Below are 19,371 nucleotides of genomic sequence, written 5' to 3'. Positions count from 1 at the left end.
TGCCAGACCCATTGCAACGGACACCCCAGATGGCCGATCCCTTGATCCTCGGGCTGGAAAGCTCCTGCGACGACACCGCCGCCGCGGTCCTGCGCGGGCAGGAGGTGCTGTCATCGGTGGTCATGGGGCAAGCGGAGCTGCACGCAGCCTTCGGCGGGGTGGTCCCCGAGATCGCCGCGCGCGCGCATGCGGAAAAGCTGGATCTTGCCATCGAGCAGGCCATCGAGCAGGCTGGCATCGCCCTGCCGCAAATCGACGCAATCGCGGTCACCGCCGGGCCTGGCCTTATCGGCGGAGTGCTTTCGGGGGTGATGATGGCCAAGGGGCTCGCCGCCGGCCTCGGCAAGCCGATGATCGGGGTGAACCACCTTGCAGGCCATGCACTGACGCCGCGCCTCACCGACGCCCTGAGCTATCCGTACCTGATGCTGCTGGTGTCCGGCGGGCATTGCCAGTTCCTGATCGTGCGCGGCGCGCAGGATTTCACCCGCCTTGGCGGCACCATCGACGATGCCCCCGGAGAAGCGTTCGACAAGACCGCCCGCCTGCTGGGCCTGCCCCAGCCCGGCGGCCCCTCGGTGGAGCAGGCGGCGCGGATGGGGGACGAAACACGCTTTCGCTTCCCCCGGCCACTGCTGGACCGCGAAGGCTGCGACCTGAGCTTTTCCGGCCTCAAGACCGCGCTGCTGCGCATGCGCGATCAGATCGTCGCCGCGCAAGGCGGGCTTTATGAGCAGGACCGGAACGACCTATGCGCCGGGTTCCAGGCCGCGATCCGCGATGTGCTTGCGGAAAAGACGCGCCGGGCGCTGGCGCTCTATCTTGCCGAAGCACCCGATATGCCCGCCTTTGCTATCGCCGGGGGCGTTGCCGCCAACGGCGCCATCCGCGAGGCGCTGACCACGCTTTGCGCCGCCCATGACGTGCGCTTCACCGCACCGCCCTTGCGGCTTTGCACCGACAATGCCGCGATGATCGCCTATGCCGGGGGCGAGCTGCTGAAAGCCGGTGAGCTGTCGGACATGTCGCTTTCAGCCCGTCCGCGCTGGCCGCTGGACCGCTCTGCTGCGCCGCTTCTGGGATCGGGCAAGAAGGGGGCCAAGGCATGATCGGCGTCATCGGCGCGGGGGCCTTCGGCACGGCGCTGGCCATCACGCTGGCGCGCAAGGGCACCCCGGTGCGCATATGGGCCCGCGATCCCGCCACGGTCGAGGCGATAAACACCCGCAAGGAGGCACCGCGCCTGCCCGGCGTTCGCCTGCCAGAGGGGCTGACCGCCACCACAGACCTTGCCGAGGTCACGCAGGCGCAGACGCTTCTGCTGGCGGTGCCGATGCAGGCGCTGTCGGGGATGCTGGCTCAGATCGACGCCCCACTGGCCGGCAAACGCCTCGTGGCCTGCTGTAAGGGCATCGACCTTGCCACGCTTACCGGCCCCACCGCCGTCATCGCGAGCGCCAAGCCCGAGGCAACCCCCGCCGTGCTCACCGGCCCCAGCTTTGCCGACGACATCGCGCGCGGTCTGCCCACGGCGCTGACGCTGGCCTGCGGCGATGATGCCACCGGGGCCGAGATCCAGGCCGAGCTGTCCGGCACCACCCTGCGCCTCTACCGCACCACCGACACCACCGGGGCGGAACTTGGCGGCGCGCTCAAGAACGTCATCGCCATCGCCTGCGGGGCGTGCATCGGCGAAGGGCTAGGCGACAGCGCCCGCGCCGCCCTCATGACCCGCGGCTTTGCCGAGATGACGCGCCTTGCGGTGCGGCTTGGCGCGCAGCAGCAGACGCTGGGCGGGCTTTCGGGGCTTGGGGATCTGGCGCTGACCTGTTCGTCCGAGCTGTCGCGCAACTACCGCTTCGGCCTTGCGCTGGGACGCGGCGAGCCGTTTGACAACGCGCTGACTGTCGAGGGCGTGAAGACCGCCGAGGCAGTGACTCGCCTGGGAGCGAAGCTTGGCGTCGACCTGCCGATCTGCGCCATGGTGAACGAAGTGTCGACCGGGGACACCAGCGTCGCCGAGGCCATAACCTATCTTCTCAACCGACCGCTAAAGGAAGAATGACCATGCTCATCGCCCTGATCGCCAAGGACCGCAAAGGCGCGCTCCAGACCCGCAAGGACAACCGTGACGCGCACCTCGCCTATATCGAGGCGACCGGCGTCGTCACGCAGGCCGGCCCGCTTCTGGACGAGGCCGGCGACATGTGCGGCAGCCTCGTGATCCTCGACGTGGCAGACATGACCGCGGCGCAGGACTGGGCGGCGAACGACCCCTACGCCAAGGCGGACCTCTTCGAGAGCGTCGAGCTGACCGCGTGGAAGAAGGTCATCGGATGAACCACTGGCTGTTCAAGTCCGAACCCTCGACCTGGTCCTGGGAGGACCAGGTCGCCAAGGGCGATGAGGGCGAAGAATGGGACGGCGTGCGCAACTATCACGCGCGCAACATCATGCGCGAGATGAAAGTGGGCGACCGCGGCTTCTTCTACCATTCGCAGAAGGAGAAGGCGGTCGTCGGCATCGTCGAGGTGATCGCCCAGTCCCACCCCGACAGCAAGGCCGATGATCCCCGGTGGGACTGCGTGGACATAAAGGCCATCCGCCCCCTGCCCCGCGCGGTGACCCTCGACGAGATCAAGGCCGACCCGCGCCTGGCCAACATGGTGCTGGTCAACCGCGCGCGCCTGTCGGTGCAGCCTGTCACCGAAGAGGAATGGGCCATCGTTTGCGGATTGGCAGGCCTCGACTGACTTCAAGCCATCCGGGGCGTGGCGCGGCTGGCCAAAGCCAGCAGTGCGTGTGATTGGCTGCCCAGCCTGCTGGGAAAGGTTGCCTCAACACTGCTGCCTGAACACGACCGACGGACCACAGTAAGGTTGAGCAAGAGCAACTGAGCGAAGCTGGTTTACCATGACCAATCCGGCAGCAGCCGTTCCAGGAACAGCGGCACGGGGTCCGGCCATCAGCCGAACCCCGTTCTCACCCCATGAGTGGTCCCACACCACGCTTGGAAAGATCCGGTTTCGGCCGTTCTGGCCCCAAAAACGTTATATAAGAGGCGCGCATTCGATGCAAAAGCCGAATGCCTAAAACCCGCTTTACAAAAGAAACGCCCGGTTAGGAAACCGGGCGCTCCGAAGACCGGTCAGCCGTAGACCGCTTCCTTGCCGAAATGCTTGGTCAGCATGTAGTAGACCACGGCGCGATACTTGTTGCGCTCGGACTGACCGTAGGTCTCGATAACCGCGTGGATCGCGTCCATCAGTTCGGGACCATCTGCAAGGCCCAGCTTCTTGACGAGGAACTTCTCTTTCACCGTCTCGAGCTCACCCGGCTGGGACGACGCCACCGTCGAGCTGTCGGCGTTGTAGATCGCCGGGCCGCAGCCGATGGTCACCTTGGTCAGCAGGTCCATGTCCGGCTCCATGCCGCACTTGGACTTCAGGTCCTCGGCATATTTCTCGATCAGCTCGTCTCTCTTGCCCATGGCGTCTCTCCGGTATCCAATCTGCACTGCATGATCGCCCGAGGGTTGCCCCCCGCGATGACCGGAAGCTTAGCGCAGCTCCTGCAGAGCAAAAGGGACAAATGCGCCCGGCGCCTGCGGATCGCGGCAAAACCTCGTCCAGCGCGGGAATAATTCCGGGCAATTTGCATATTTTTCGTGACAGCCCCCCGACAGAGCGCTCACCATTGGCCGGTACGCGGCGGTGATCGCGGCCTTTCATCCAAAAAAGAGATGAGCAAGGTAAGGGGATAGTCCGAATGACTTCAAACGTTTTCATCGTGGCCTATGAAGGAGAGCCAAGCGACAGCGGCGTCCTAAACTATGCCATCACGCGGGCGAAGGCCGAAGGCGCGTCACTGGTGCTGGTGCATGTGCTTGAATGGTCGCCCTATTCCTTCCTGACCCCTCAGGAAGTCGAAGAGCGGCATTCACGCCGGAAAAGGGAACTCGCGCGGGCGGACGAAGTGGTCATGGCCCCGGCGCTCGCAGCCTGCGACACGGCAGGGGTCAGCGCCACCGCCGTCATCCGCTATGGGCAGGTGATCGAGCTGGTCCTCGAAGAAGCCAAATTGGCCGGAGCCACACTGATCTTTGTCGGCCGATCAGGGCAGCAATCCATGGCGACACGAATCTTCGGGTCGGTGCCGCTGGGCCTTGCTCAACTGTCGCCCATTCCCACCGTCATCGTTCCCTGAGCCAAGGAGAGAGACATACATGTTCCATCCAAAGACACTCACCCTGGCTCTTGTGGCCCTTCTGGCGCTGATGCTCGACACGGGCCGCGCCGCGGCGCAGGGCGTTGACGAGGCCATCAATACCGCCTTCGGAACCGCGACCGGCCCCTTCGTGAGCTTCATCTTCTCGTCACTGCCGGGCACCAACTTTCCATGGATCGTTCTATGGCTGGTGATCGCGGCGACGATCTTCACCATCTACTTCTCGGTGGTACAGTTCCGCTTCTTCGGACATGCCATTGCGCTGGTGTCGGGCAAGTATTCCGACCCCAACGACGCGGGCGAGGTCAGCCACTTCCAGGCGCTGGCAACGGCGCTGTCTGGCACCGTGGGCCTTGGCAACATCGCGGGCGTCGCGGTTGCCGTGTCCATTGGCGGGCCGGGCGCCACGTTCTGGATGATTCTCGCAGGCCTTCTGGGCATGGCCACGAAGTTCACCGAATGCACCCTCGGGGTGAAATTCCGCAATGAATACTCTGACGGAAGCGTCTCCGGCGGGCCGATGTACTACCTCTCCAAGGGCATGGCCCAACGTGGCTTCGGCGGGCTTGGCAAGGTGCTGGCAGTGTTCTTCTCGATCTTCTGCGTGCTGGCCGCACTGGGGGCCGGCAACATGTTCCAGGCCAACCAGGCCCATGCGCAGATTGCCAGCATCGCCGGTGACTACCCCGGCTGGATCACCGGCATCATCTTTGCCGCCATCGTCTTTGCAGTGATCGTTGGCGGCCTCAAATCCATCGCGCAGGTCACCGAAAAGATCGTGCCCTTCATGGGCATCCTCTACGTGGGCACCGCCATCATCATCATCCTGATGAACGCCGACCAGATCGGCTGGGCCTTCGGTCAGATCTTTGCAGGCGCCTTCACCGGCGCGGGCGTCGCCGGCGGCATGGTCGGCGCACTGATCCAGGGCTTCCGCCGCGCTGCCTTCTCGAACGAGGCGGGCGTGGGCTCTGCCGCCATCGCCCACTCGGCGGTGCGCACCAAGGAGCCGATCACCGAAGGCTTCGTGTCCCTGCTCGAGCCGCTGATCGACACGGTGGTGATCTGCACCATGACCGCCCTCGTGATCGTCATCACCGGCGTGCTTCAGATTGATCCAGAGACGGGCCTCTACCTGTGGGATGCGGACTCGGGCCAGATCGTCACCGAAGGCGGCGTGTCGGGGGTCGAACTGACATCAGCGGCGTTCGGCTCGGCCTTCGGGTTCTTCCCCTATGTACTGGTGCTGGCCGTGATCCTGTTCGCCTTCTCCACCATGCTCAGCTGGAGCTACTACGGCCTCAAGGCGTGGACCTACATGTTCGGCGAAGGCAAGGTGCAGGAGCTGTCATTCAAGATCCTGTTCTGCATCTTCGTCGTCATCGGCGCGGCAATGAACCTTGGCCCAGTGATTGACTTCTCGGATGCTGCGATCTTCTCCATGGCCCTGTTCAACATCGTCGGGCTCTACTTCCTGATGCCCATCGTGAAGGGCGAGATGATCAGCTATTCGCGGCGCCTGAAAACCGGTGAGATCAAGCGCTTCGTCTGATCCGCTGCCCGCCAGAACGACCAAAGGGGCACCCCGTGGGGTGCCCCTTTTCCGTGCCCCTGTCATGCGCGGCGCTTTGACCCGAGGGATAGGCTGGCCGCGCGTTATACGGCGAGGGTCCGGCGTGCCTTCCGGTTCCCACCGCCTGCCCGTTCAGAAGTTGACCTGAAGGCCAAGGTGGTAGCTGCGTCCCGGTCCCTTGCTGGTCGAGGCCCAGGGCGTGTAATCCTCGTCCCCGACGTTGGCGACCTTGGCGGTCATGAAGAGGTTGTCGCCTGCCTTGTAGCTGGCGAACACGTCCCACAGGCCATAGTCGTCACTGCCTGTTTCACTGTCGATGGACACGCCGGACGAGGTGTGGCTGTAGGTCGCCCCGGTGGTCAGGTCTCCGTCCAGCCAGTGTCGTGCGAGCGTCAGCGAGAATGTGTCCGGCGGCTGCAACTCGTAGCCTTCGGAGCCCGACGGCGGCGTCGAGTCCGAGTTGGTGTAGGACAGTGCGCCGGACCACAGGTCCGCCTCGTAAGCGGCCTCGAGCTCAAAGCCCTTGGTGACCGTGGTGCCGGGGATGTTGTCGTAGTAAGACAGCGTGACCGGACCCACCGAAGGATAATATCCGTCTTCCTGAACATAGGCGATGTAGTTGTCGATGTTCATCTTGAACAGCGCCGCCCGTGCGGTGAACCGGTCACCCGCGGAGAACAGGCCGTCATGAGCGATGTTCACCCCGATCTCTCCGCCTTCCGAGGTCTCGGTCTCGAGATCCGGGTTCGGCCCGAGGTAGAGGTTGAAGAACCCGTACCCGTGGAAGCTTTCCTGAAGGGTCTCCTGCAGAGACGGCGCGCGGGTGGTGCGCGAGACGCTAACATAGGGCTGCAGCCAGTCGTTCGCCTGGTAGGCGATGGTCAGCTTGGGATCGACGGACGATCCGTCGATGTCCACCGACCCGCTTTCCAGTGCATTGTTCAGCTCGCCGTGCAGGCTGTATTCACTGTAGCGCAGGGCGGCAGTGATTTCCCATGGGCCGTTGCTGAAGACGTTCTCGGTGAACACGCCCAGCTTGCTGCTTTCGCCATAGGTCGGATTGGCGCCGCCATCGGCCCCGCCCAGCGCATCCTCGTAATACTCGAACCCGTTGGTCGAGGTCAGCATCCAGTTGCCAAGGCTCAGCTCGCTCACGTTGGTGACGTCGAGCCCGGTGGTGATCGTTTCCATGGACCGGCCGACATAGCTGCCGGTGCCGGTGATGGATCCGGTGTACTCGTTGTCGGTGACCGAACGGTAAACATTGGCGCGAAGATTGATCGCCGGGCTGTAATCCAGCCGGTAGCCCAGCTTGAACAGATCGGTGGTCATCTCCTGGAAATAGGAGTTCGAGGCGTAATCGGCATTCTGCCGGGTCGCCAGAAGCTCGAGGCTCTGTGTGTCTGTCAGCTCGTAACTGCCGCGCAGCATGTAGCTTTCGGTGTCACGGTCGGTGTTGGCCACCTCATCGCCCGCGCCGTCCTCGTAGGCATCCGCGGTGGTGCGCGCATAGGCCGCGAGCATCGAGAACCGCTCGTCCACGTACCCCGCCGCAGCCATCCGCCCAAAGCTGTCACCATTGTCGCCGTAGGTCAGTTTGGCAACGCCACCGGCGCCGTTGCCCTGCACAACGTCCTCGGCGTCGATCAGGCGGAAGTTGGCAGCACCGGCAAGCCCACTGCCCCCGGCGGTGACCACCGCGCCACGGGTGATGTCGATGCCCTGTAGGAACAGCGGTTCGAAATTGGCATACCCTTCAGAGGCATGGCCGTTAAAGCGGAAGGTCTGCGGCACGCCCTCGACCGCCATGGCGACGCGGCCCTGCCCCTGCAGGCCGCGGATCGACACCGCGACCCCCGGCTGCCCGGGGTTGAGCCGGGTCGACACCCCCGGCACCTGCCGCAGCACATCGTCCACCGTTGCGGTGCCACCCTGTGCGGTTATGGCCGTACCCTCGAGCCGGGTGGTGTTCTCACCGGCATAAAGCGGGGTGCCGTCCTCGGTGTAGCCGATGACGATCCGCCCGAGGTAGGTGCTGTCCGCATCCTGCGTCCCGGCGGTTTCTTGCGCTCCGGCAGACTGTGCCCCACCCAGAACCAGCGCGAGCGCGGTCGCGCCCCTCAGCGTCCCTGCGAGTGTCATGAAAGATGTCCTTGTCCCATGGGCAAGGGGCCGCGCTTGCAGCCCGTGCCTCGTTTCCAAGCCGCGGCGAAATCACGAAGGACGACCGCCAGCGGCACGGAGCATCCTCGGGTATTGGGGATTTCGCTTGCGGACCGGATCGTGGGGCATCGCGTTGGCACACGGGGCAGGATCTGGGGTCGGCTGGCGCCTATGTGGCCGGTATCGGGGGCGCACCACGATTTGTCAAGTGTTTCAGTCAGGTATTGATTGATCACGTCCTCGAAGACACTGGTAATGACGAGCGTCGAACACTCAAGCGACTGGAAGGGTCCCGCATTTCATGCCGACTGACCTCTTTAGAGCAGCAAGGATCGGAAGCCTTTTCCGCCAAGACCCGGCGGAAAACGGCCGCACGGACCACGCGCCGCCGGAAGGATTTTGTGGCGCTGAAGCGAGCGAGGGTTCCAAGGAAAGCCGGGTCGAGCTGCTCAGGTCTCCCAAGATACGCGACCTGAGCGCGGGCCAAATCAACCTGCGGCCCCGGGTGGACCAGCTTGTCGACTGCAACGTTCCTGTAAAGTCTGAAGGGGATCGGGATGCCCAGATGCCCAGATGCCCAGATGCCCAGATGCCCAGATGCCCAGATGCCCAGATGCCCAGATGCCCAACATCATGCAACACGGCAGACAAGGCCATGCCCCTGTTTCCGAACATTGTCATATGCAGCATACGGTCTGAACCGCTTTGAGGGATGAACGTGGAGGGCCTCAAGCAGGTCGGTGGCGATGCAATCGGGCTGCGGCAGACTGCTCTAAAGGCCGCATAACTTCCCGGATTACCCGCTCTTCGCTTTCACGGCCCGAAGGGCGCTCCCTGCCTTCCCGCGGGCCGTCCGGGTCCGCAGCCCGCCTGTCACTGATCCTGACGCGCAATCTCGGTGATCAGAACATCCAACACGGTGGGGCCCATGACATTGCGGGCAGACTCGTAGAGGGCACGCCGCAGCAGATCGAGCCTGTGGATTTCGGTGAAGTTGCCCTCGAACCCTCCGAGGTTCGCATGATCAAAAAGCGTCCGCAGAAAGACGTCCCGAAGCTTGGGCTCCAGGGAATAGACCAGTTCCTGACCGCCCAGCCTGACCTCAAGGCTCAGGGACAGGACCACCAGTGACTTGACCTCGTCCCCCGCCATAACCGGTACGACGAACTGGTTGTTCAGCTTCACATACTGGTTCTGACCGGCATCGCCTTCTGAGTGCTCGTCGGCTGCCGCATGATCGGTCCCATCGCCGTTCCCTGCGTGGCTGCCTTCCCCCTCGTCGGCGGTGTGCTGCTCCGTTGCGGAAGAGGCTTCATGCGCAGGAGCGAGTAAAATCCCGGCGCCAACACCAGCGCCGGTGCCAAGCAGGGCAAGAAGGATTGGCAGAAGCTTCTTCATCGGAACCTCTTCAGAAGGGCAGGATCACGTCGAGCACCTGTTGCCCGATCCGGGGTTGCTGAACATCTGTGATCTGGCCTCGCCCACCATAGGAGATCTTGGCCGAGGCGATCTTGTCGTAGCCAATTTCGTTCTGTCGGCTGATATCTTCGGGTCGCACGAAACCGGAAACCAGCAGCTCGCGCATCTCGAAATTGACCCGGACCTCCTGAGCCCCCTGAATGGCCAGCACACCGTTCGGCATGACATTCGTCACCGTTGCGGCGATGCGCAGCGTAAGCTGTTCGCTTCGAGCGACCTGCCCATTGCCCGAAGAGGTCGCCTGGCTGTTCAGATCCACGGCATCGGCAAGCGTTGCCCCCACTGGAAGCTCAGGGTCGATCCGCTGCGGGATCCCGAGAAGGGACGGAATCCCCATGCTTTCGGATCCCGACCGGGACCGGGATGTCGTGTTCGAGATATTCGCGGAATCGTCGATCTCGATCACGACGGTCAGGATATCCCCCTGCTGCATCGCCCGCCTGTCCCCCAGCAGAGAACTTTTCTGATGGCTCCAGAGCGATGCCTGATCCGTTGTGCGCCTTGGCCTCGCGATTGTGGGGACATCGGAATAGGCCATGGCGACCCGTTCAGCGCTTTGGGTCTGTGGTGTGAAACTTGGCGCTTTGCCAACGTGGTCGAGCCTGGAACAGGCCATGGCTGGCAGAAGCATGAGGATAAGGGCAGGACGCAGACGCATGGGCAGCTTTCAATTGACGATGATGGTGCCGGTTTCAGTGATCTTGCCGAAAAGGGTGGCTCGGGAGGACAGGTTCATGACGCGGATACGGTCACCGGCACCTCCGCGATCAAGGGAGCGCCCCTCGGTCACGATCCGAAGCCCGGCGCGTTCGAAGATCAGCTCGACCACCTGGTTGCGGTCGATCAGGGCGGGCACTCCGATGGCGGTCTTCATGATGGCCCGGCCGGGGTAGATCGCGATCCGTGCTTCCATGCCGACCACCTCCTCGAGCGCGCTGTGAGCGCCCTCGAGACGGGCCGGATCGAGGCGGATGGCGTTGGGTTCTATGACCTCGAGAGCCCGGATGGTGCGCGTCGCAACCACGGTTTCCGCGAAGGCCGGCTGAGACAGCAAGGCAAGCATCACAAGAGGGAACTTTCGCATCAGCGCACCTGTACGGTCGCGCCAAGCATCTGATCCGCGGCGGAAATCACCTTTGAGTTAAGCTCGTATCCCCGCTGCGCCTCGATCAGTTCGGTGATCTCGTAGACCGCATCGACAGAGCTATCCTCGAGGTAGCCCTGCCGCAGGGTCCCCAGCCCATCCTGCCCGGCAGTACTCTGGACCGCGGGGCCGGAAGCTTCGGTTTCGGTGAACAAGTTCGAGCCTATCGCCTCAAGTCCCTTGGGGTTCGTGAACCCAGTCATGGTCAGCTGCCCCAGCAGCTGCGCCCCGACCGCGTCATCAAAGTAGGCATAGACCTCCCCGGAGCGGTTGATGGAAATGCTGATGGCATCATCGGGAATGGTGATGTCTGGAGACACGGCCAGACCGTCGTTCGTCACGATGAGCCCCTCTCCGTCACGCTTCAACGCCCCGTCGCGGGTATAGGCGGCCTGCCCGTTCGGCAGCGTGACCTCGAGGTATCCCTTCCCTTCGATTGCGATATCGAGATCACCGCCTGTCGCGGACAACGCCCCCTGTGCCAGCTTCATCGTGACCGCTGACGGTCGCACGCCCATCCCCAGTTGGACGCCGGTGGGCAACATGGTGCCGTCGGAGGCGTTGATCGCCCCGGCGCGCGCCACCTGTTGATAGTGAAGGTCGGCAAACTCGGCCCGGCGCGCATTGTAGCCCGTCGTGCTCATATTCGAGAGGTTCTGGGAAATGACCTCGACCCGCATCTGCTGGGCGCTCATTCCGGTCGCGGCAATCTTGAGGGCGCGCATGGCCTGCTCCTCTTACTTGATCATGGCTTTGATGGTGTCACGGACGCGTTCGTCCTCGCGCTGAAGGAAGTTCTGGCCCGCTTCGTAGGCGCGCTGCACTTCGATCATCCGCGCAATCTGCAGGATCGGGTTGACGTTGGAGCTTTCGACGAAGCCCTGAAGCACCTTGGGATCAGGAACGGGTTCAAAGCCGTCATCCGCTCGGAACAACACGCCCCCCTCACGGATCAAGGATGCCTGGTCGAATGGCTGAACCACGCCGACCTGTCCCACGGGCGCCCCATCGGCGCTGATGGTCCCGTCCTGCGCCACGGCGATCTCGCCCGAGCCGGACGGGACAAACACCGGCGCCCCTCCGGCGTCGAGCACGGTGTAGCCATCGGGTGTCACCAGCTCGCCGGCGGCGCTGACCGCGAAGGCGCCGGCGCGGGTCAGGCGTTCCCCCTGGGGCGCCTGCACAAGAAAGAAGCCGTCCCCCTCGATTGCCAGATCGAACGGATCGCCAGTGCGGGTCACTGTGCCCTGTGCATAGGACGTCTGCCGCACATGGGCCGCGGACATCGCAACGCTGCCCGCCTCATCGGTCTGGCGTATGTATTCCGAGAACACGACCCCCTGCTGGCGATAACCGCTGGTGGCGGCGTTCGCGATGTTGTTCGCGATCATCTGCATCTCGCGGGTGAGGCCCTGCTGGCGCGACAATGTAGTATAGTCAGTGATGCTCATGTCAGCCTCCGGTGACCATCGGAATGATCCGATCCTGAAAGAACGAGACGAGCGTTTCGGTCATGAAGCTCATGGACATCCAGAACACCGCAACGATGGCGAGCAGCTTCGGCACGAAGGTCAGGGTCATTTCCTGGATCGAGGTCAGCGCCTGAAAGAGTCCCACGCCGATGCCCGCGACCAGCGCCGCGGTCAGGATGGGTACCGACGTAATCGTGGCGATCCACAGCCCCTGCCGGAGCGTGTCGTAGAAGATTGCTTCGGTCAGCATGGCTCATACCGGCATCCGCAGGATTTCCTGGTAGGCCTCAACCACCTTGTTGCGCACGGCAACCACGGTTTCGACCGCCAGCTCGGACTGCGACAGCGCCTGAACAAGCGCATGGGGATCCGCATCGCCGACCATCGCCTTGGCGGCGGTCTCCTCGGTATCCTGAAGCGTGGAGATGAAATCCCCCGCAGCTTCGATGAACTTCTGCTGTATATCCCCTGTCCCCGGTTGGGGATCGGTGGCGGGGCGCTGTGCCGCGTATTTCTGTGCGGCAAAAAGCGATCGGACGTCCATTCTGGTCTCCTTTCACGCTGTGGTGTGCGAGGTTATCGGCGCAATACGTCCATGAGGTTGCTGGACATCTGCCGGGTCTGTTCGAACATCTTGAGATTGGCCTCGTAGCTGCGCTGTGCTTCTCGGGCGTCGGCCAGTTCGATGATGAGATCGACGTTGCTGCCCTCGTAGACACCGTTCTCGTTGGCGAGCGGGTGCTGGGGGTCGTAGATCTGGGCAAGGTCACTGCGATCGAGCGTGGCCTGGCCGGCCTCGACCCGCTGCACCGCGTCGGAGCCGGTGCCCCTTGTCTCGAACGGGATGGTCTTGCGGTGATAGCCGGGCGTGTCGACGTTCGCGATATTCTCGGACACGACCCGCAAGCGGCTGGCCTGGGCACGCAGACCGCTCGCAGCGACGGATAGGCTTTCGGAAAAGGCGCTCATGGCATTGCTCCCCTTGATCAGCGGCCAAGGCTGGCGCGCAGGATGTTGAGATTGGACCGGTAGATGCTGAGCGCACGGTTGTGTGCCCGCGATGCATTGACCGCCTCCACCATCTCCGTCTCAAGAGAGACGGCGTTCCCGTTCGGATCGACGCTGTCGCGGCGTTCACTGGGGCTCGGGAGCGGATCGGCGATACGACCGTTGAGGTGGCCGGGTCGCGTCGCCTTCTGGGTCATCATCTCGCCCTTCAGCGTTTCCGCGAAATCCGGAATTTCGAGCGCGTGATAACCCGGCGTATCGGCATTCGCGATATTCTGAGAACTCACGGCCTGCTGAAGGCCCGCGTGGCGGGCGAGGTTCATGGCATTTCTGAAAACGTCCAAGTTCTGGAACATCGGGGCTTCTCCCTCGATTGGCTTCAATCAAGGCTTAACGGTGATTCCTTTAGAAATGGTTTGAACGTACTGAACGGGGCGACCGCATGGACGAAGGCGACATCACTGGGCTGCGCTCGCGGCTATCGCAGATCCAACCGGTGCGCGCGGTCGGGCGCGTACGGTCGGTGGACGGAACGGTGGTGTGGGTGAAGGGTCTTGCCCATACTGCCTGCATCGGGGATCGCATGCGGCTCTACCGGGCAGGCGACACGCTGGACGGAGAGCTTTTGCGCATCCGAGAGGACCTGGTGGCGATGCTCCCCGACGAAGGCGCTGAAGGCGTGGCGCAGGGCGACCGGGTCGCGGTGCTGGGCGCCCCGACCCTCGCGCCATCCGATGGCTGGATCGGTCGGGTGATCGATTCCTATGGCAAGCCTCTGGACGAGATCCCGCTCAGCCCGGGCCCGCATCGACGCCCTTTCCGGACGAGCCCCCCTCCTGCCGCGCAGCGCAGAGGACTGGGACAGCGGCTGGAAACCGGGCTTGCTGCCTTCGACACGCTGCTGCCCGTGGTCCGTGGCCAGCGTGTCGGCCTCTTCGCAGGCTCCGGCGTGGGTAAATCGCGACTGCTGGCGCAGCTTGCGCGCGGCATGTCCGCCGATGTGGTGGTGCTCGCGCTGGTCGGAGAGCGCGGGCGCGAGGTACATGATTTCGTCCACACTGTACTGGGACGTGAAGGCATGTCACGCGCCGTGGTCGTTGCCGCCACCTCCGACCGCTCACCGCTGGAACGCCGCCGGTGCCCCCTTGCGGCCATGACGATTGCCGAACATTTCCGGGACCAGGGACGACATGTCTTGTTCCTGGCCGACTCGATCACACGCTTTGCGGAGGCCCACCGCGAGGTGGCCGTCGCTGCCGGCGAGATGCCTGCACTAAGAGGCTTTCCCGCCTCGACCGCGCACCAGATCATGCGGCTTGCCGAACGCGCCGGGCCCGGCCTGCCGGGCTCGGGAGACATCACCGCGGTGTTCAGCGTTCTTGTCGCGGGCTCGGACATGGACGAGCCAATCGCCGATATCCTGCGCGGCGTCCTCGACGGACACGTGGTGCTCAGCCGCGATATCGCGGAACGGGGTCGATTCCCGGCGATCGATGTGCTGCGATCCGTGTCCCGCAGCCTGCCCGAGGCCGCAACCGAGGAGGAGAACGAGGTTCTGCTTCAGACGCGACAGCTTCTTGGTGCCTATGCGAGATCAGAAACGATGATACGCGCAGGCCTGTACCGCGAAGGCGAAGATCCCGTGCTTGATCAGGCCATCCGGGCCTGGCCGGACCTCGACGGCTTCGTCGGAGAAATCTCGCCCGCCGGTGCGAGCGCGGCGTTCAACCGTCTGCGTCTCATACTGCGCCGTTCCGGGGCCAAGGGCCTTCCGGCACAACGGCAAAAGGTGCAGCGCCAAAGGTGACAGCGGGGCGGGCCTTCGCATGTCCAGGGTCGGGCGCTTCGAGAGTGAGCGGGCCGTCCCAGATGAGGACAGAGCGAATCCGGGGTCATGGGAATCAGGCGGAGCCGTGCGGTTGACCTCGTCGGAGTCTCCTTTGGGGCAGGCCCGACGATGCGTTGATGTCATCGCCAACCGGCGGCCCTCCCCGGTTGAACCTGTGACTCCGCCTGGCTGCGTATCACTGAGTTCAGCAAAAGACAGAGAAAGGCAAAGATACTCCAACAAAGACACATTCTCCTTGGGATGCTTTGAATGCCAACCGTAGGCTACTCACAGACACTCAAGAGAAGCTCAGGAGAGACGCCACGACCGGAGAGGTGACGAAGATGCCAACGGCTCCCAAGGGAGATGCCGCCTTCAAAACCCTTCGCCGCGAAATCATCTCGTGCTGCGCCCGACCCGGCTCGACGCTCAGCGAACCCGAGGTCCTGGCAAAGTTCGACCTTGGCAAGACGACCTGCCGCGTGGCGCTGCAACAGCTCGCGGCAAGCGGACTGGTGCAGGCCCTTCCCCCGGCAGGGCTATCGAGTCGTGTCGGTGACCCTGAAGGACGTAGAAGAGCTGTTCGCCTCGCGTCTTCAGCTAGAGCCGCTTGCTGCCCGCCTTGCCGCTGAGACCGGCGGCTGCGATATCGCGCGGCTCGAACATTTTGAAGAGATGTGCCGCAACCATCCGTCCCAAGATATCGGGGACCAGATCGACTACGTCCTCGGGGGCAACCGCGGATTCCACATGACCATCACGGCAGGTGCCGGCAACGGCCAGCTTTGCACCGCCTTGACGAGATCTAAGGCGAGATGGGCCGCCTCGTGTCGCTCGGCTTTGGCGACCCCGGCACGCGGTCCAACATTGAGGGCGGCCACGTGGAACTGATCGTTGCCATGAAGACCAGCGACAGCGTGAAGGCCGAAGAGGTCGCGCTGCGCCACGTGGAAGTGTTCCGGCAGGATGTCCTTGCCACGGTCAATGCCTCGCTGAAGGCCAGCGGCCTCGCGGACGCGCTCAACCTCGCCAACGTGGTGAAGGGGGCGGACACATGAGCCGGATCGACATCGCCGGCGTCAGCAAGTAGATCGCCCGGCGCGACAACGAGCTGCTTCACGTGCTGTCGAACATCCGCTTCGTCGTCGGCTCCGGCCAGTCCGTCGCCATCGTCGGGGCCTCCGGGTCGTGCAGGAGTACCCTGCTCAACATCATTGCCGGGCTGATCCCGAGCGACGCGGGCCAGGTGCTTGTCTCTGGCAGGGAGCAGCGCCCCGACCGGCCCCATGCGCCCATGTCCTACATGTTCCAGAATGATCGGCTGCTGCCTTGGCGCTCCGCCGCGGCCAACGTCCGCTTCGGGATCGAGACGCTGGGCCTGCCCCGCACCGAACAGGACAGCCGGGTGCGCGCGATGCTCGACCTCATGGGGCTTGCCGAGTTCGCCGATGCCTTCCCGCACGAGCTGTCGGGCGGCATGCGCAGCCGCGTGGCGTTGGCCCGCAGCCTTGCCCCTGAGCCGCAGACCCTGCTGGTGGACAGGCCGTTTTCCAAGCTCGACCCGTCGATCGGCAGCCAGATGCAAGCGAGGTTGTCCGCATTGCCCCCGAACGCGCGGTGACTGTCGTCTTCGTGACCCATGACATTGAAGAGGCCGCGTTCCTCGCCGACGAACTCGTAGTCCTGCACTCGCGCCTCGGGCGCATGAAGGACATCGTTCCACTGACGCTGAGCCATCCGCGCGACCCCGTGTCGCCCGAGGTAAGCGCCGCCGCAAGAGAGCTGCGCCGGGCAATCTAACCAGCAGTTCCATCCCGGGAACCACTGCAGAACGGGGTCACCCGGATGTCCACATCGACTACCTATGCCTGAGGGTCAGCCTCTCTGGCGCTGAAGCTGAAGGGCCCTCTCACGAGGAAGTTCATGATGCGCACGGCCCTGGAGGCGCTTCTGCTTGCCCTGTGGTTCTGCAGATCGCGCAACGGTCCCGCCTACAGCCGTTTAGAAGTCGAGGTTCTCCACGCTGAGAGCGTTGCTCTGGATGAACTCGCGGCGCGGTTCCACAACGTCACCCATCAGCTTGGTGAAGATGTCGTCCGCCTCGGCACTGTCGTCGATACGCACCTGCAGCAGCGTCCGCGCGTCCGGATCCAGCGTGGTTTCCCACAGCTGGCCGGGGTTCATCTCGCCCAGCCCCTTGTAGCGCTGCAGCGACAGGCCCTTTTCACCCTCCTCAAGGATCGCCTCGAGCAGGCCGAGCGGGCCGTAGATCGACTGGCGCCGATCCTTGCGCGTCAGGAACGCGGGGGTGGAATAGATGGCCTGCAACGCATCGGTAAAGCTGCCGCTCTTGCGCGCCTCGCCCGAGCGAAGCATCGGGCCGTCCAGCGTCCGGACCTCTTCGACGCCGCGCAGGATGCGCGCAAGGCGGATGCCACGATCCTGCGTGATGCGGCCCTGCCAGCCCTTCTCGTATTCCACCGCGATGAGGTCGAGGCGCTGCGCCACCTTGTCGGCAACGCCCTGAAGGTCGGCCTCGATCGCGCCCGGCTCGAACGCGCCAGCAATCGCCGCCTGTTCGAGAATGTGACGCGGGTAATGGGTCGGGAAGGCATCGAGCACGCGCTTGAGTTGGCGCGCTTCCTCGATCACGCGGCGCAGGTCCTGCCCGGTGATGACCTCGCCGTTGCCAAGGCTCATCTGAGCGCCGTCGATCCCCTGTTCGATCAGGTAGTGATCAAGCCCGGCCTGGTCCTTGACGTAGACCTCGGACTTCCCGCGCGCCACTTTGAAGAGCGGCGGCTGGGCAATGTAGAGATAGCCACCCTCGATCAGCTCGGGCATCTGGCGATAGAAGAACGTCAGAAGCAGCGTCCGGATGTGTGCGCCGTCCACGTCGGCGTCGGTCATCAGGATGATCTTGTGATAGCGCAGCTTGTCGATGTTGAACTCGTCACGGCCGATCCCGGTGCCAAGCGCCATCACTAGGTTGCCGATCTCCTGGCTGCCCAGCATCCGGTCGAACCGCGCGCGCTCCACGTTGAGGATCTTGCCCTTGAGCGGCAGGATCGCCTGCGTGCCACGGTCGCGGCCGGTCTGGGCCGAACCACCTGCCGAGTCACCCTCGACGATGAACAATTCGGTCTTGGACGGATCTTTTTCCGAGCAGTCCTTGAGCTTGCCGGCAAGGAAGTTGACGTCCATCGGGTTCTTGCGGCGCGTGAGTTCGCGCGCCTTGCGGGCGGCCTCGCGGGCATGGGCAGCCTCGACGATCTTCGAGACGATCAGCTTGGCCTCGTTCGGGTGCTCCCCGAGCCATTCCATCATCTTCTCGTTCATCAGGTTCTCGACTGCCGGGCGCACCTCGGACGAAACCAGCTTGTCCTTGGTCTGGCTCGAGAATTTGGGATCTGGCACCTTCACCGACAGAACGCAGGTCAGACCCTCGCGGGCGTCATCCCCGGTGAAGGCGACCTTTTTGGCAAGGTTGTGCTCGGCCGCGTAACGGGTCAGCGAGCGCGTGAGCGCGCCCCGGAAGCCAGCCATGTGAGTGCCGCCGTCGCGCTGTGGGATGTTGTTGGTGAATGGCAGCACGTTCTCATGGTAGCTGTCATTCCACCACATGGCGATCTCGACACCGATGCCGTCGCGTTCGCCGATCATGTAGATCGGCTCTTCCATCGACGCCTGCTTGGAGCGGTCGAGGTATTTCACGAACTCCTTCACGCCGCCGTCGTAATGCAGTTCCGACTTCACCGGGGTCGCCGGACGTTCGTCCTCGACAATGATGCGCACGCCCGAGTTCAGGAAGGCCAGCTCGCGCAGGCGTTTTTCCAGCGTCTCGAACACGTAGTCCAAGTTGCTAAACGTCTCGGTCGAGGCAAGGAAGCGCACCTCGGTGCCGCTTTCGCCCGGCGCATCGCCGACGACGCGCAGGTGTTCCACCGTCTCACCATGGCTGAACTTGGCGTAGTGTTCCTTGCCATTGCGCCAGATGCGCAGCTCGAGCCAGACGGACAGCGCGTTCACCACCGATACGCCCACGCCGTGCAGACCACCCGAAACCTTGTAGGAATTCTGGTCGAACTTCCCGCCCGCGTGCAGCTGGGTCATGATGACCTCGGCGGCAGAGACGCCTTCTTCCTGGTGCATGTCGACGGGGATGCCACGGCCGTTGTCGCGCACGGAGACACTGTTGTCGGCGTGGATCTTCACCCGGACAAAGTCCGCGTGGCCGGCCAGTGCCTCGTCGATGCCGTTGTCCACGACCTCATACACCATGTGGTGCAGGCCCGAGCCATCGTCGGTGTCACCGATATACATGCCGGGGCGTTTGCGAACCGCCTCCAAGCCTTTGAGAACCTTGATGGAATCCGCGCCGTATTCCTGCGGAGCGCCTGCGGGCTCGGCCATGTAGCCATCCTCTGTCTTGTTTGACGATTTTATAGGGGGATTTGGGGGGAATGTCACGCCTATG

At 63.7% G+C, this 19,371-nt stretch carries 24 protein-coding genes; 12 read left to right on the top strand and 12 right to left on the bottom strand.

Features of this window, described 5'->3' with window-relative positions; all coding sequences use genetic code 11:
* Nucleotides 1–29 precede the first annotated feature (29 nt).
* The 4 genes from tsaD to IEX41_RS15240 are packed head-to-tail and all read left to right on the top strand — an operon-like array spanning nucleotide 30 to nucleotide 2,753.
* Complete coding sequence (gene tsaD, locus IEX41_RS15255) at nucleotides 30–1,109, top strand: tRNA (adenosine(37)-N6)-threonylcarbamoyltransferase complex transferase subunit TsaD (RefSeq protein WP_188791115.1); 1,080 nt, start codon at nucleotides 30–32, stop codon at nucleotides 1,107–1,109.
* Nucleotides 1,106–2,065, top strand: a complete 960-nt coding sequence (locus tag IEX41_RS15250) for an NAD(P)H-dependent glycerol-3-phosphate dehydrogenase (RefSeq protein WP_188791114.1) — start codon at nucleotides 1,106–1,108, stop codon at nucleotides 2,063–2,065. The genes tsaD and IEX41_RS15250 overlap by 4 nt, the downstream gene beginning before the upstream one ends.
* Before the next feature lie 2 nt (nucleotides 2,066–2,067).
* On the top strand, nucleotides 2,068–2,340 hold the full coding sequence (locus tag IEX41_RS15245) for a YciI family protein (RefSeq protein WP_188791282.1): 273 nt from the start codon (nucleotides 2,068–2,070) through the stop codon (nucleotides 2,338–2,340).
* Nucleotides 2,337–2,753: an EVE domain-containing protein gene (locus IEX41_RS15240; RefSeq protein ID WP_188791113.1), complete on the top strand. Its 417-nt coding sequence runs from the start codon at nucleotides 2,337–2,339 to the stop codon at nucleotides 2,751–2,753. The genes IEX41_RS15245 and IEX41_RS15240 overlap by 4 nt, the downstream gene beginning before the upstream one ends.
* A 395-nt stretch (nucleotides 2,754–3,148) precedes the next feature.
* Here IEX41_RS15240 and IEX41_RS15235 read toward each other — a convergent pair whose 3' ends face one another.
* Nucleotides 3,149–3,490: a DUF2853 family protein gene (locus tag IEX41_RS15235; RefSeq protein ID WP_188791112.1), complete on the bottom strand. Its 342-nt coding sequence runs from the start codon at nucleotides 3,488–3,490 to the stop codon at nucleotides 3,149–3,151.
* Nucleotides 3,491–3,768: 278 nt separating this feature from the next.
* Between IEX41_RS15235 and IEX41_RS15230 the strand changes: the two genes are divergently transcribed.
* Together IEX41_RS15230 and IEX41_RS15225 are read left to right on the top strand one after the other, a co-directional pair.
* Nucleotides 3,769–4,206, top strand: a complete 438-nt coding sequence (locus IEX41_RS15230) for a universal stress protein (protein ID WP_188791111.1) — start codon at nucleotides 3,769–3,771, stop codon at nucleotides 4,204–4,206.
* Between the two features lie 19 nt (nucleotides 4,207–4,225).
* Nucleotides 4,226–5,779: an alanine/glycine:cation symporter family protein gene (locus IEX41_RS15225; RefSeq protein WP_188791110.1), complete on the top strand. Its 1,554-nt coding sequence runs from the start codon at nucleotides 4,226–4,228 to the stop codon at nucleotides 5,777–5,779.
* A 153-nt stretch (nucleotides 5,780–5,932) separates the two neighbouring features.
* Here the strand turns inward: IEX41_RS15225 and IEX41_RS15220 are convergent, their stop codons facing one another.
* The 10 genes from IEX41_RS15220 to IEX41_RS15175 all read right to left on the bottom strand — a co-directional run bounded on the left by IEX41_RS15220 (nucleotide 5,933) and on the right by IEX41_RS15175 (nucleotide 13,422).
* Complete coding sequence (locus IEX41_RS15220; protein ID WP_188791109.1) at nucleotides 5,933–7,942, bottom strand: TonB-dependent receptor domain-containing protein; 2,010 nt, start codon at nucleotides 7,940–7,942, stop codon at nucleotides 5,933–5,935.
* 894 nt (nucleotides 7,943–8,836) lie between these two features.
* Nucleotides 8,837–9,361 carry a flagellar basal body-associated FliL family protein gene (locus tag IEX41_RS15215; protein WP_188791108.1) on the bottom strand — a complete coding sequence of 175 codons (525 nt, stop codon included), beginning with the start codon at nucleotides 9,359–9,361 and terminating at the stop codon, nucleotides 8,837–8,839.
* A gap of 10 nt (nucleotides 9,362–9,371) precedes the next feature.
* On the bottom strand, nucleotides 9,372–10,100 hold the full coding sequence (gene flgH, locus IEX41_RS15210) for a flagellar basal body L-ring protein FlgH (RefSeq protein ID WP_188791107.1): 729 nt from the start codon (nucleotides 10,098–10,100) through the stop codon (nucleotides 9,372–9,374).
* Nucleotides 10,101–10,109: 9 nt separating this feature from the next.
* On the bottom strand, nucleotides 10,110–10,526 hold the full coding sequence (flgA, locus tag IEX41_RS15205) for a flagellar basal body P-ring formation chaperone FlgA (RefSeq protein WP_188791106.1): 417 nt from the start codon (nucleotides 10,524–10,526) through the stop codon (nucleotides 10,110–10,112).
* Nucleotides 10,526–11,311 carry a flagellar basal-body rod protein FlgG gene (gene flgG, locus IEX41_RS15200; RefSeq protein ID WP_188791105.1) on the bottom strand — a complete coding sequence of 262 codons (786 nt, stop codon included), beginning with the start codon at nucleotides 11,309–11,311 and terminating at the stop codon, nucleotides 10,526–10,528. The genes flgA and flgG overlap by 1 nt, the downstream gene beginning before the upstream one ends.
* Nucleotides 11,312–11,323: 12 nt before the next feature.
* Complete coding sequence (locus tag IEX41_RS15195) at nucleotides 11,324–12,037, bottom strand: flagellar hook-basal body complex protein (RefSeq protein WP_188791104.1); 714 nt, start codon at nucleotides 12,035–12,037, stop codon at nucleotides 11,324–11,326.
* A gap of 1 nt (nucleotide 12,038) precedes the next feature.
* Nucleotides 12,039–12,308: a flagellar biosynthetic protein FliQ gene (locus IEX41_RS15190; protein WP_188791103.1), complete on the bottom strand. Its 270-nt coding sequence runs from the start codon at nucleotides 12,306–12,308 to the stop codon at nucleotides 12,039–12,041.
* 3 nt (nucleotides 12,309–12,311) lie between these two features.
* Nucleotides 12,312–12,602, bottom strand: a complete 291-nt coding sequence (fliE, locus tag IEX41_RS15185) for a flagellar hook-basal body complex protein FliE (protein WP_188791102.1) — start codon at nucleotides 12,600–12,602, stop codon at nucleotides 12,312–12,314.
* A gap of 32 nt (nucleotides 12,603–12,634) precedes the next feature.
* Nucleotides 12,635–13,027: a flagellar basal body rod protein FlgC gene (gene flgC / locus IEX41_RS15180; protein ID WP_188791101.1), complete on the bottom strand. Its 393-nt coding sequence runs from the start codon at nucleotides 13,025–13,027 to the stop codon at nucleotides 12,635–12,637.
* A gap of 17 nt (nucleotides 13,028–13,044) precedes the next feature.
* Entirely contained in the window at nucleotides 13,045–13,422 is a 378-nt protein-coding gene (locus IEX41_RS15175; protein ID WP_188791100.1) for a FlgB family protein, read from the bottom strand.
* An 86-nt stretch (nucleotides 13,423–13,508) separates the two neighbouring features.
* Here IEX41_RS15175 and IEX41_RS15170 point away from each other — a divergent pair, with 86 nt between their 5' ends.
* The 6 genes from IEX41_RS15170 (at nucleotide 13,509) to IEX41_RS21580 (ending at nucleotide 16,694) form a co-directional block, all read left to right on the top strand.
* The gene (locus IEX41_RS15170) at nucleotides 13,509–14,873 is read left to right on the top strand and encodes a FliI/YscN family ATPase (RefSeq protein WP_188791099.1); all 1,365 of its coding nucleotides are present in this window, start codon (nucleotides 13,509–13,511) and stop codon (nucleotides 14,871–14,873) included.
* A gap of 365 nt (nucleotides 14,874–15,238) precedes the next feature.
* Entirely contained in the window at nucleotides 15,239–15,526 is a 288-nt protein-coding gene (locus IEX41_RS21920) for a GntR family transcriptional regulator (RefSeq protein ID WP_188791098.1), read from the top strand.
* The gene (locus tag IEX41_RS21915; protein ID WP_373285643.1) at nucleotides 15,444–15,785 is read left to right on the top strand and encodes an FCD domain-containing protein; all 342 of its coding nucleotides are present in this window, start codon (nucleotides 15,444–15,446) and stop codon (nucleotides 15,783–15,785) included. The genes IEX41_RS21920 and IEX41_RS21915 overlap by 83 nt, the downstream gene beginning before the upstream one ends.
* Nucleotides 15,710–15,952: a hypothetical protein gene (locus tag IEX41_RS15155; protein WP_188791292.1), complete on the top strand. Its 243-nt coding sequence runs from the start codon at nucleotides 15,710–15,712 to the stop codon at nucleotides 15,950–15,952. The genes IEX41_RS21915 and IEX41_RS15155 overlap by 76 nt, the downstream gene beginning before the upstream one ends.
* Nucleotides 15,953–16,014: 62 nt before the next feature.
* Complete coding sequence (locus tag IEX41_RS15150; protein WP_229673262.1) at nucleotides 16,015–16,515, top strand: ATP-binding cassette domain-containing protein; 501 nt, start codon at nucleotides 16,015–16,017, stop codon at nucleotides 16,513–16,515.
* Entirely contained in the window at nucleotides 16,512–16,694 is a 183-nt protein-coding gene (locus IEX41_RS21580; RefSeq protein ID WP_229673260.1) for a hypothetical protein, read from the top strand. The genes IEX41_RS15150 and IEX41_RS21580 overlap by 4 nt, the downstream gene beginning before the upstream one ends.
* A 201-nt stretch (nucleotides 16,695–16,895) precedes the next feature.
* Here IEX41_RS21580 and gyrB read toward each other — a convergent pair whose 3' ends face one another.
* The gene (gene gyrB / locus IEX41_RS15145) at nucleotides 16,896–19,307 is read right to left on the bottom strand and encodes a DNA topoisomerase (ATP-hydrolyzing) subunit B (protein ID WP_188791096.1); all 2,412 of its coding nucleotides are present in this window, start codon (nucleotides 19,305–19,307) and stop codon (nucleotides 16,896–16,898) included.
* Between the last annotated feature and the right edge of the window lie 64 nt (nucleotides 19,308–19,371).

The sequence above is a fragment of the Salipiger pallidus genome (genome assembly GCF_014643635.1).
GTDB classification, from domain to species: Bacteria; Pseudomonadota; Alphaproteobacteria; order Rhodobacterales; family Rhodobacteraceae; genus Salipiger; species Salipiger pallidus.
Note: the sequence above shows the minus strand (reverse complement) of the source record. Positions and strands in the feature narration are given on the sequence as shown.

Excerpts from the sequence above, each read along its gene's own strand:
- tsaD (WP_188791115.1), top strand. The coding sequence starts at position 30 with ATGGCCGATCCCTTGATCCTCGGGCTGGAAAGCTCCTGCGACGACACC.
- IEX41_RS15250 (WP_188791114.1), top strand. The coding sequence starts at position 1,106 with ATGATCGGCGTCATCGGCGCGGGGGCCTTCGGCACGGCGCTGGCCATC.
- IEX41_RS15245 (WP_188791282.1), top strand. The coding sequence starts at position 2,068 with ATGCTCATCGCCCTGATCGCCAAGGACCGCAAAGGCGCGCTCCAGACC.
- IEX41_RS15240 (WP_188791113.1), top strand. The coding sequence starts at position 2,337 with ATGAACCACTGGCTGTTCAAGTCCGAACCCTCGACCTGGTCCTGGGAG.
- IEX41_RS15235 (WP_188791112.1), bottom strand. The coding sequence starts at position 3,490 with ATGGGCAAGAGAGACGAGCTGATCGAGAAATATGCCGAGGACCTGAAG.
- IEX41_RS15230 (WP_188791111.1), top strand. The coding sequence starts at position 3,769 with ATGACTTCAAACGTTTTCATCGTGGCCTATGAAGGAGAGCCAAGCGAC.
- IEX41_RS15225 (WP_188791110.1), top strand. The coding sequence starts at position 4,226 with ATGTTCCATCCAAAGACACTCACCCTGGCTCTTGTGGCCCTTCTGGCG.
- IEX41_RS15220 (WP_188791109.1), bottom strand. The coding sequence starts at position 7,942 with ATGACACTCGCAGGGACGCTGAGGGGCGCGACCGCGCTCGCGCTGGTT.
- IEX41_RS15215 (WP_188791108.1), bottom strand. The coding sequence starts at position 9,361 with ATGAAGAAGCTTCTGCCAATCCTTCTTGCCCTGCTTGGCACCGGCGCT.
- flgH (WP_188791107.1), bottom strand. The coding sequence starts at position 10,100 with ATGCGTCTGCGTCCTGCCCTTATCCTCATGCTTCTGCCAGCCATGGCC.
- flgA (WP_188791106.1), bottom strand. The coding sequence starts at position 10,526 with ATGCGAAAGTTCCCTCTTGTGATGCTTGCCTTGCTGTCTCAGCCGGCC.
- flgG (WP_188791105.1), bottom strand. The coding sequence starts at position 11,311 with ATGCGCGCCCTCAAGATTGCCGCGACCGGAATGAGCGCCCAGCAGATG.
- IEX41_RS15195 (WP_188791104.1), bottom strand. The coding sequence starts at position 12,037 with ATGAGCATCACTGACTATACTACATTGTCGCGCCAGCAGGGCCTCACC.
- IEX41_RS15190 (WP_188791103.1), bottom strand. The coding sequence starts at position 12,308 with ATGCTGACCGAAGCAATCTTCTACGACACGCTCCGGCAGGGGCTGTGG.
- fliE (WP_188791102.1), bottom strand. The coding sequence starts at position 12,602 with ATGGACGTCCGATCGCTTTTTGCCGCACAGAAATACGCGGCACAGCGC.
- flgC (WP_188791101.1), bottom strand. The coding sequence starts at position 13,027 with ATGAGCGCCTTTTCCGAAAGCCTATCCGTCGCTGCGAGCGGTCTGCGT.
- IEX41_RS15175 (WP_188791100.1), bottom strand. The coding sequence starts at position 13,422 with ATGTTCCAGAACTTGGACGTTTTCAGAAATGCCATGAACCTCGCCCGC.
- IEX41_RS15170 (WP_188791099.1), top strand. The coding sequence starts at position 13,509 with ATGGACGAAGGCGACATCACTGGGCTGCGCTCGCGGCTATCGCAGATC.
- IEX41_RS21920 (WP_188791098.1), top strand. The coding sequence starts at position 15,239 with ATGCCAACGGCTCCCAAGGGAGATGCCGCCTTCAAAACCCTTCGCCGC.
- IEX41_RS15155 (WP_188791292.1), top strand. The coding sequence starts at position 15,710 with ATGGGCCGCCTCGTGTCGCTCGGCTTTGGCGACCCCGGCACGCGGTCC.
- gyrB (WP_188791096.1), bottom strand. The coding sequence starts at position 19,307 with ATGGCCGAGCCCGCAGGCGCTCCGCAGGAATACGGCGCGGATTCCATC.